This is a genomic window from Streptomyces sparsus (assembly GCF_054776295.1).
In genome coordinates, this window is sequence record NZ_BAAHCA010000100.1 from 1 (window position 1) to 9,569 (window position 9,569).

A 9,569-nucleotide genomic window follows, 5' to 3' on the forward strand; every position below is an offset into this window, starting at 1 on the left:
GAAGGGGCGGGAGCCCGGCCACTCGCCGGGTCCCGCCCCTTCCTGCGTCACACGAGCCGCGCGCCGACCGCGCCGCGCTTCGGAGCGCCCCCGCTCGGAGCACCCTTGGTCAGGGCGCCCCGCTCAGAGCACCTTCGAGAGAAAGCCCTTCGTCCGCTCGTGCTGCGGGTTGCCCAGCACGTCACGCGGGTTGCCGGACTCCACGACCACGCCGTCGTCCATGAACACCAGCGAGTCGCCGACCTCGCGGGCGAAGCCCATCTCGTGGGTGACGACGATCATCGTCATGCCGGACTCGGCGAGGTCGCGCATCACGTCGAGCACCTCACCGACGAGTTCCGGGTCGAGCGCCGAGGTGGGCTCGTCGAAGAGCATCAGCTTCGGTTCCATCGCCAGCGCCCGGGCGATGGCGACCCGCTGCTGCTGGCCGCCGGACAGCTGCGTCGGGTAGGTGTCCTTCTTGTCGCCGAGCCCCACCCGGTCGAGCAGCTTCGTCGCGCGCTCCCGGGCGACCGCCTTGCTCTCGCCCTTGACCTGGACCGGCGCCTCCATGACGTTCTCGACGGCCGTCATGTGCGGGAACAGGTTGAAGCGCTGGAACACCATGCCGATGTCCTTGCGCTGCGCGGCGACCTCGCGGTCCTTCAGCTCGTAGAGCTTGTCGCCCTTCTCCCGGTAGCCGACCAGTGTGCCGTCGACATAGAGGCGTCCGGCGTTGACGCGCTCCAGGTGGTTGATGCACCGCAGGAAGGTCGACTTGCCGGAGCCGGACGGCCCCACCAGGCAGAACACCTCACGCGGGGCGACCTCCAGGTCGATGCCCTTGAGCACCTCGACCGGACCGAAGGACTTGTGGACGCTCTCCGCCTTCACCATCGGAGTCATACGGTCCCTCCAGAGTGGTGCGGAGAACGCAGGGAGAGGACCTGCGCCTTGATCTTCTGTACCGGGGTGAGCGGCAGGTTCCGCGACGAGCCCTTCGCGAAGTGCCGCTCCAGGTAGTACTGGCCGATGCTGAAGATCGTGGTGAGGATCAGGTACCAGATCGTGGCCACCAGGAGCAGTTCCATGACGGCGAGGTTCCGGGAGTAGATCGTCACCGAGGCGTTCATCAGCTCGCCGAACGTGATGGCGTACGCCAGCGACGAGGTCTTGAGCATGTTGACGAACTCGTTGCCCGTCGGGGGGATGATCACCCGCATGGCCTGCGGAAGGACGATGCGCCGGGTGGTGCGGGCACGGGACATGCCCAGCGCGTGGGCCGCCTCGGTCTGCCCCTCGTCGACCGACTGGATACCGGCCCGGCTGATCTCCGCCATGTAGGCGGCTTCGTTGAGCCCGAGCCCGAGCAGCGCCGCGAGGAAGGGCGTCATCACGTCCGTCATCTCGTCCCGGTAGAACCCCAGGTTGAGGATCGGGAAGACGTACGCGAGGTTGTACCAGAGGAACAGCTGGACCAGCACCGGGGTGCCCCGGAAGAACCAGATGTACCCCCAGGCCACGGTGCTCATCACCGGGTTCTCCGAGAGCCGCATGACCGCCAGCAGCGTGCCCAGCGCGACGCCGATGGCCATGGACAGCAGGGTGATCCACAGCGTGTTGGCTGCGCCCTTGAGAATGGTCTCGAAGGTGAGGTACTCACCGACCGTTCCCCACTTGATGTCGCCGTTCGCGAAGGCGAGCACCACGAGGAACAGCAGGAAGAGCACCAGCACGGCACCGATCCAGCGACCGTAGTGCCGGACGGGGATGGCCTTGATGGCCTCGGGAGGTCGGCGGCTTCCCCCGGCGTCCTTGGAGAGGGACGGCCGGGAGGCAGCCTTGTCGTGAGGGTCGGACACGCCAGAGTTACCTTTGCTGAGGGTGGTGAGAAGGTCCGGTCTGCTTACTTACCGGCGTTGATGGTGGCCTCCTCGAGGCCGCCTTCCTCGGAGTTCCACTTCTTGAGGACCTTCTCGTACTCGCCGTTCTCCATGATCGCGTCGAGGGCGGCCTTCAGCGCGTCCCGCAGCTCGGTGTTCTCCTTGTCGACGGCGATGCCGTAGGGCGCGGCGTCGATCTGGTCGCCGACGACCTCGAAGTCGTCACCGCCGCCGGCGGTCTGGGCGTTGTAGGCGGCCACCGGGTAGTCGTTGATGTCCGCGACCGCACGACCCTGCTTGAGCTGGGCCAGCGCCTCGGAGTCCTTGTCGAAGGTCAGCACCTTGATGGGCTTGTCGCAGGACTCGTTCTGCTGCTTCGCCAGGTCCTCGTTGGCGGTACCGCGCTGGAGGGCGACCGTCTTGCCGCAGAGGTCGTCGAGGCTCTGGATGTCCTCCGGGTTGCCCTTCTGCACCAGCAGCGCGGACCCGGCCTTGAAGTAGTTGACGAAGTCGGCGCCGTCCCCGACCTTCTTGCCGTCGTCAAGGCCTTCCTGGCGGTCCTTGGTGTCGGTCATGGCCGACATGATGATGTCGTGGCGGCCCGAGTTCAGGCCGAGGATCAGGCCGTCGAAGGTGCCGTTCTCGAACGTGAACTCCACGCCGAGCTGCTCGCCCATCGCGGCGGCGATGTCGGGGTCGATGCCGACGACCTCGTTGGACTCGTCGCGGAACTCGACGGGCGCGTAGGCGATGTCCGAGCCGACCTTGATCTCTCCGGCGTCCTGGATCCGCTTGGGCAGCTTGTCGAAGAGCGGCGCGTCGGAGGCGTTGGTCTCCTTCTTGTCGCTGTCGCTGCTGCTGCCCTCGGTCTGGTCACCACAGGCGGTGAGCAGCAGGGCGCCCGTGACCGCGAGGGCTCCGGCCGCGCCGAGCCGGAGACGGGCGGACGGGCGGCGGGTGGTGCGTGCGGTCATGGTGGGTCCTCCTGCGGATGAACTTCCGGTGGGCCCGGGCACCCGATCGGGTGTCGCGACCCTGCGTAATGGGGGGAATCTTGCCATCCGGACACCGCACCTCAGGGGGTGCAAGATGTCAAAATCGGATAACGGAGATCGACCATCGGACACAAACCGGTCCTGAGCGGCCCTCACTCGACACTCCGTGACCGTAATGAGAGCTTCATCACGCTATCCAGTACCGCAGCGTGGATACTCGACCGGGCCTGTAGGGGCTATGTCCAGCATTGCCCGAAGCGTCGGTCACCGCATGTTCGCCGGACCTCACCAGAAGTCCCGGAAGTCACTCGTCCCCGGCGGTGGGCATCCGGTACAAAGGTCAGTTACACCCCTCACCCGGGGACACAGGGCGCGTGTGCGGCGCGCCCGGCGTTCGCACCTCCCCCTTGACGGTGGGTATCCGCCGGACAGGCAGCGAACGCAGTGCCCGCCCGCTCCCCAACCAGGCAGCGGTACCCTCGGCATTTCGACAAAAAGGGGTCAAAAAAGTGGCAGCGGAGATCGTCAATCCGCAGAGTGATCTGGACGAGGAAGCCATCGATCCGGCCTTCGCTCTGCATCGTGGCGGCAAGATGGCGGTCCAGGCGACCGTGCCGGTCCGCGATGCGGACGACCTGTCCCTGGCCTACACCCCGGGTGTGGCCAAGGTGTGCAGCGCGATCGCGGAACAGCCCGACCTGGTGCACGACTACACCTGGAAGTCGCAGGTCGTGGCAGTCGTCACGGACGGCAGCGCGGTCCTCGGCCTGGGTGACATCGGCCCGGAGGCGTCCCTCCCGGTGATGGAGGGCAAGGCCATCCTCTTCAAGCAGTTCGGCGGCGTGGACGCGGTCCCGATCGCGCTCGCCACCCAGGACACCGACGAGATCATCGACACCGTGGTCCGGATGGCCCCGTCCTTCGGCGGGGTGAACCTTGAGGACATCTCCGCACCGCGATGCTTCGAGATCGAGCGCCGGCTCCAGGAGCGCCTCGACATCCCCGTCTTCCACGACGACCAGCACGGCACGGCCGTGGTGACGCTGGCCGCGCTGCGCAACGCCTCACTGCTCAGCGGACGCCCGCTGGGCGAGCTGCGGGCGGTCATCTCCGGCGCCGGCGCGGCCGGGGTCGCCATCGCCAAGATCCTCGTCGAGGCGGGCATCGGGGACGTCGCGGTCTGCGACCGCAAGGGCATCGTCTCCACCGACCGCGAGGACCTCACCGACGTCAAGCGCCAGCTGGCCGGCTTCACCAACAAGGCCGGGCTGACCGGGTCGCTGGAGGCCGCGATGGCCGGCGCGGACGTGTTCATCGGGGTGAGCGGCGGCAACGTGCCGGAGCAGGCCGTCGCGGGGATGGCGCCCGAGTCGTTCATCTTCGCCATGGCCAACCCGACCCCCGAGATCCACCCCGACGTGGCGCGCAAGTACGCCTCCGTGGTGGCGACCGGGCGCAGCGACTACCCCAACCAGATCAACAACGTGCTCGCCTTCCCGGGCATCTTCGCCGGGGCACTCCAGGTGCGGGCGTCGCGTATCACGGAGGGCATGAAGATCGCCGCGGCCGAGGCGCTGGCCGCGGTGGTCGCCGACGAGTTGAGCGTCGACAAGGTCATTCCCTCCCCGTTCGACGAGCGGGTCGCCCCGGCGGTCACCTCCGCGGTCGCCGCGGCCGCCCGGGCCGAGGGCGTCGCCCGGCGGTGACGGCAAGGCCCCGGCGGCAGCTCGGGGCAGCCGACAGTACGCGACGAAGGCGGTACGACCCCACGGGGCCGGTACCGCCTTCGTCGCGCTCGCTCCGCCTACCGGCGCGCTCCGGCGCCCCGCACGCCCGGCTTCGTCCGGTGCGCCGCGCGTGGCCGGCGTCAGCGCAGGCCGAGCACCATGGCGTCCCGGGGTGAGGCCCACACCGTGCGGGCCTCGGCGAAGCCCGACGCCAGGAGGGTGCGGACGTGCCAGTCGGGTGACTGCATCTCGCCGTCGGCGTGGTCGCCGTTGGCCGGATCACCGAAGAGGGCGAACCGCTCGGCGACCACGTCCGCCAGTACCGGGTCGGCCGCGGCGCGCTGCCACCAGTCGGCCCAGTCCTCGCTGCCGGCCGCCTTCTCCCGCTCGCGGCGGGCCTTGTCGTAGGCGTGGGTGGCCTCGTTGATGCGCGGGGTCGCCGGGTCGGGCATGTGGTCGGCGTTCAGGAAGACGCCGCCGTCCCGCAGCACCCCGGCGAGCTGCCCGTAGAGCACCGTGAGCGCGTCGGTGTGCAGCCAGTGCAGCGCGGTGGCCGTGAGCACCGCGTCGTAGTCGCGGTGGGGAAGCCGTTCGGTCCAGTCGGCGTCACGGAGGTCGGCGGTGACGAACTCGGCCCGGCTGTCGTCGGCGAAGTGGCCGCGGGCCATGGTGAGCAGCGCCGGGTCGAGGTCCACGCCGGTGCTGCGGGCCTCGGGGAAGCGGGTGAGCAGCCGGTCGGTGATGCTGCCGGTGCCGCAGGCCAGGTCGAGCACCCGCGGCTCGGGGCCGACGAGCGCCTCCACGGTGTCGAGCATGGTGGTGAACCGCTGCTCGCGGTCGGGCAGGTACCACTGCTGCTGGCGGTCCCAGCTGTTCTGCCAGGCGGTCCAGTCGGTGTGTGCGACGGTGTCGGTCACCGAATCCTCCGATGCGTAATAGGCTGGATCATGGAACGACCCTTACTCATTCTTTTGACCGACCCTAACCGCAGGCCGTAAGGATCTCAAGTGGAACTGACCCATTACGCCGACTTCGCCGTGCGGTTGGTGAACTCCGAACAGCCGCACCGCGGAGAGGAGTTCCTGACCGATGTCGACGCCGTGCGGAGCCTCTTCGGTGAGAGCCGCCAGGCGGCCCGTCGGGCCACCGAGTCCGACGTGGGCCGGCTGCGCGCCGTCCGCACCCGGCTGCGGGCCGTCTTCACCGCGGCGTCCGAGGGCGACGAGGTCCGCGCCGTCGACCTGCTGAACGCCCTGCTCATGGAGTACCCGGCCAGCCCGCAGATCGCCGGCCACGAGTACCGCGACGACCACGGCAACCCGAAGTGGCACATGCACCTCGCCGAGAGCCCGGCCAACGCCGGCGCGGGCTACGCCGCGATCGCCTGCATGGGTCTCGCCTTCAGCCTCACCGACCTCGGCGTGGACCGGCTCGGCGTGTGCGAGGCCGACCCGTGCCGCAACGCCTACCTCGACACCTCGACCAACCGGTCCAGGCGGTACTGCTCGGACCGCTGCGCGACCCGCGCCAACGTGGCCGCCTACCGGGCCCGGAAACGCCGCGACAGCGGGCGGACGGCGGAGAACAGCCAGCCCAGCACCGAGCCCGGCGTGAGCTGAAGGCCCCGCGGCGGACGCAGCCGCAGCAACGCCCTCGCCACCACCAGGTCCTCCGGCACCGCGCCGAACTCCCTGCTGTCGTTCCACACGTACGGGTTGTCGCCCCGCACCCACCACCCGGAGTCCCGCCGGCCCACGAGCCGCTTGACGACCAGCAGGTCGTGCTGGAACGGGTGCCGCAGCACCACCACCTGGCCGGGGCGGACCGGCACGCCGTAGCGCAGCACCAGCCGGTCCCCCGGTCGCAGCGTGGGCAGCATCGACGGGTTGTACACCTCGGCCAGCCCGAGTCGCCCCTGCACAGAAATCGCCCCTCGGTTCGGTTCGCCGTCCGCCGGTCCGGCCCTGCGACTTAAGTCCCGGTCCCCCGGGGCCCACCGCAAAAACCGCCGCCGCAAGGAGTAATGTCGCACGGGAGAAGACGATCACGAGGAAGGACAGCCCTATGCTTTCCCGCCTGTTCGCGCCCACGGTGAAGGTCAGCGCGCACTGCGACCTTCCCTGCGGTGTCTACGACCCGGCTCAGGCCCGCATCGAGGCGGAGTCGGTCAAGGCCGTCCAGGAGAAGTACCAGGCCAACGACGACCCGCACTTCCGGGCCCGTGCCACGGTCATCAAGGAGGAGCGCGCGGAGCTCGCCAAGCACCACGTCTCGGTGCTGTGGAGCGACTACTTCAAGCCGCCGCACTTCGAGAAGTACCCGGAGCTGCACCAGCTGGTGAACGACACCCTCAAGGCCCTGTCGGCCGCCAAGGGCAGCACCGACCCGGCCACCGGCCAGAAGGCGCTGGACCTCATCGCCCGCATCGACACGATCTTCTGGGAGACCAAGAAGGCGTGATGCACCCGGGCCGCCCGCCCTGCTGTCGCAGGTAGTGGCGCCCACCGGTCCGCACCCGTTCCGCAGGCCGCCGACACCGGCGCCCCTGACGGACCGGGTGCGGTCTGCTTTCGGGCGGCTTCGACCAGCCGAAACGCGCAGGAGCGCAGTCGCGACCGTTGACCCCGTTCAGGTGCCCCGCCCCGAAGCGTGGCGGGGCACCTGACCGGGGTCAACGGCAGAGCTTCATGAGGGTGTCGTCGAAGTCAGGAAACTCCTGTGCGGCCTGGGCGATGATCACCGTTGCCGACGCGCGGCGGTCCGGAGCGAATCGCTCCGCGACAGCCACCAGCTCGCGATCGACCTGGGGAGCCCGATCCGGCTCGGGGTCGTGCGAGGTGGCTGCTTCCCACGGACCGAGGCCGCCAGCCAGCAGCCACAGGAAGGCGCCCAGGTCGCGAGCGACAACGCCTGTCTCTCCTTCGGAGCCCAGAAAGACAACGGGCTGCTCCAGCAGTTCCCGACCTGGACGAACCAGCCGGAACGCCGCGATTCCGCCGGTGCCATCCTGACCGAACACTCGGAAGTCGTCGCCGCTCAGCTCGCCGTTACCTGTCCACGCGCGGAACCGCCCGGTGGTCTCATCGGCAGTCGGAAAGGACTCCTAGGGCTCGAAGTCGACACCATCCTCGCCAACGCACTCGAGCCGGACCGCCATGGCAGCGGCGAGCGCGGCGGGGAACTGACGATCTCCGTTCACGGACATGCGTACACGGGTCCGCCGTAGACCGGATGAACGCGACCGTCAGAGCTTGCGGGCGCGGATCAGCAGGGTATTTGGCCAGCGGCCTCTGCGGGGGTCGTGCAACTCCCGGGCCGAGGTGAGCCAGAGGCCCGCCCCGCTGAGGTGCTTCTCCCACCGGACGGTCGAGTACTCCCAGCGGGCGATGGGGAGCCGGGTGCCGTCGGGGCGGGTGACGACGTGCCGCGTTCAACCCGTTCACGCATCCCGGACTGTCTCGTAGGTGTCAGCCCGCGGCTGCCGGAGAGTCGGTCTGCACCGGACTTCTTCGTCGTCGAATCCACCGCGAACTGTCCTGGGAGGGCCCGATGTCGGGCCCGAATGCAGAGACCACCGCGATGCCCCTTGATGTCGAAACCGGCACGACAGGCCTGAGGAGTGCCCCAGTCCCTTTCGCCGGGGAGCGCAGCGGCGTGACACCCCGCGCACCATCCCGAAAACCAACTGAAGGTCATGTCCGCAACCGTGGATTGCCACCGACCCCGGGGCGGTTCGGTCCCCCGACAGAGCGAAGGATAAGCATGAGCAAGCCTGCAGCGAGTGCATCACTCAACAAGGCCAGGGCCATGCTCGACATGAGCCTGCCCTTCCCACCTACCTGCCACCCGGCTATCGAGGACATCGAACGAAAGGCGATGACCTGGGTGTCCGAGTTCGTGGATGTACCGACGCTGCGACACCTGGAGAAGACCAGGGCGGGTCGAATCGCCGCGCGTACCGCCGCTCCCCACGCCTCCGTGGACCTTCTTCACGCTTACAGTCGGATGCTCGCCTGGGGGTTCTGGTTCGACGACGAGTTCGTCGACGATCTCCCCGCAACGTCCCCCCTCCATCTACCCGCCATCGCTTCCGTGCTCGACATTCTCGACGGGCGCCGTGGGACCGGCGCTTCGGGAGAAGCCATGGAAGCCGCGCTTACCGAGGTCATGGGCGGGCTCCGCTTAGTGTTAACGCCTGAGCAATTCTCACGTTGGTGCATGGAGTTGAGGCTGTGGTTCGCCTCCATGACGTTCCAGAACCAGATGCGGATCGCCGGTGGGACGCCGAGCGTGGCGACGTACAAGACCACACGTTTGTACACAGTCTGCTCTTTCGCCTGCATAGTTCTTATCGACGCCTCGTGGGGGGATCACATCCACTGGAACGACTACTGTGACCCCCGCCTGACATCGCTCAGGCATCGGGCGGCCAATGTGACCGCATGGCAGAATGACGTATTCTCCTACTTTGCCGAGGAAAGCCATCCGGGTGATTTTTGGAATCTCCCAGCCGTGTACGGGGCGCATGGTCTCGAGATCGGCGATGCCCTGGTCAGAACCGTTCAGGACGCCAACGACGAGGTGGCGGAGTTCAAACGTGAGGCAGTCGCGGCAGCCCCGTTCCTCTCCAAAAGGCAGAAGTTGCACATTCGCAGTCTTACCGGGTGGATGCGCGGTTGTCACGATTGGTCGCTGGAAGCAGGAGAGCGGTACGTCGGGTGGGCGACTGCAACAAAAAGCAGCTGATGAATCTGAAGCAGATACCTGGAAGAGGCTCGACAGCCAGCTATCCGACTTTCCGGTCAGCTGATGCTGAGCCACACACGTGTGACGCAGGCCGCCGACACCGGCGCCCCTGACGGAGCGGGTGCGGTCTGCTTTGGGGTGGGTGACCGCGGGCCGGCCCCGCCGTTCCGTCCGGCCCGGCATGCGCCGTCCCCGCCCTGACCCAAACGCCCCTCCCCGCCCGGCCCCCCGCCGTCCCC

General features: G+C 68.3%; 9 protein-coding genes and 2 pseudogenes. 4 read left to right on the forward strand and 7 right to left on the reverse strand.

Annotation, left to right across the window (positions count from 1 at the left end):
- Positions 1-123: 123 nt before the first annotated feature.
- From ACYVE9_RS08295 to ACYVE9_RS08305, 3 genes are read right to left on the reverse strand one after another with little or no spacing between them, the layout of a single operon-like run.
- Positions 124-885 carry an amino acid ABC transporter ATP-binding protein gene (locus ACYVE9_RS08295; protein ID WP_461027093.1) on the reverse strand — a complete coding sequence of 254 codons (762 nt, stop codon included), beginning with the start codon at positions 883-885 and terminating at the stop codon, positions 124-126.
- Entirely contained in the window at positions 882-1,841 is a 960-nt protein-coding gene (locus ACYVE9_RS08300) for an amino acid ABC transporter permease (protein WP_461027094.1), read from the reverse strand. The genes ACYVE9_RS08295 and ACYVE9_RS08300 overlap by 4 nt, the downstream gene beginning before the upstream one ends.
- A 44-nt stretch (positions 1,842-1,885) precedes the next feature.
- A complete protein-coding gene (locus ACYVE9_RS08305) occupies positions 1,886-2,836 on the reverse strand; it encodes an ABC transporter substrate-binding protein (RefSeq protein WP_461027095.1) in 951 nt (316 codons plus the stop codon).
- A 530-nt stretch (positions 2,837-3,366) separates the two neighbouring features.
- Here ACYVE9_RS08305 and ACYVE9_RS08310 point away from each other — a divergent pair.
- The gene (locus ACYVE9_RS08310) at positions 3,367-4,563 is read left to right on the forward strand and encodes an NAD(P)-dependent malic enzyme (RefSeq protein WP_461027096.1); all 1,197 of its coding nucleotides are present in this window, start codon (positions 3,367-3,369) and stop codon (positions 4,561-4,563) included.
- Between the two features lie 161 nt (positions 4,564-4,724).
- Here the strand turns inward: ACYVE9_RS08310 and ACYVE9_RS08315 are convergent, their stop codons facing one another.
- Positions 4,725-5,501: a class I SAM-dependent methyltransferase gene (locus tag ACYVE9_RS08315; RefSeq protein WP_461027097.1), complete on the reverse strand. Its 777-nt coding sequence runs from the start codon at positions 5,499-5,501 to the stop codon at positions 4,725-4,727.
- Positions 5,502-5,591: 90 nt separating this feature from the next.
- Between ACYVE9_RS08315 and ACYVE9_RS08320 the strand changes: the two genes are divergently transcribed.
- Complete coding sequence (locus ACYVE9_RS08320) at positions 5,592-6,203, forward strand: CGNR zinc finger domain-containing protein (protein WP_461027098.1); 612 nt, start codon at positions 5,592-5,594, stop codon at positions 6,201-6,203.
- On the opposite strand, the gene sodX is transcribed toward ACYVE9_RS08320, so the two are convergent.
- Positions 6,125-6,463: a nickel-type superoxide dismutase maturation protease gene (gene sodX / locus ACYVE9_RS08325; protein ID WP_461027101.1), complete on the reverse strand. Its 339-nt coding sequence runs from the start codon at positions 6,461-6,463 to the stop codon at positions 6,125-6,127. The two genes, ACYVE9_RS08320 and sodX, sit on opposite strands and share 79 nt — an antisense overlap.
- 185 nt (positions 6,464-6,648) lie before the next feature.
- Here sodX and sodN point away from each other — a divergent pair, with 185 nt between their 5' ends.
- The gene (gene sodN / locus ACYVE9_RS08330) at positions 6,649-7,044 is read left to right on the forward strand and encodes a superoxide dismutase, Ni (protein WP_461027099.1); all 396 of its coding nucleotides are present in this window, start codon (positions 6,649-6,651) and stop codon (positions 7,042-7,044) included.
- Positions 7,045-7,255: 211 nt separating this feature from the next.
- Here the strand turns inward: sodN and ACYVE9_RS08335 are convergent.
- Both ACYVE9_RS08335 and ACYVE9_RS08340 read right to left on the reverse strand, forming a co-directional pair.
- A pseudogene (locus tag ACYVE9_RS08335) lies at positions 7,256-7,789 on the reverse strand (SMI1/KNR4 family protein).
- A 39-nt stretch (positions 7,790-7,828) separates the two neighbouring features.
- Positions 7,829-8,011, reverse strand: a pseudogene (locus ACYVE9_RS08340) (SAM-dependent methyltransferase); the annotation flags it as partial.
- Positions 8,012-8,346: 335 nt separating this feature from the next.
- Between ACYVE9_RS08340 and ACYVE9_RS08345 the strand changes: the two are divergent.
- The gene (locus ACYVE9_RS08345) at positions 8,347-9,330 is read left to right on the forward strand and encodes a terpene synthase family protein (protein ID WP_461027100.1); all 984 of its coding nucleotides are present in this window, start codon (positions 8,347-8,349) and stop codon (positions 9,328-9,330) included.
- Positions 9,331-9,569 lie beyond the last annotated feature (239 nt).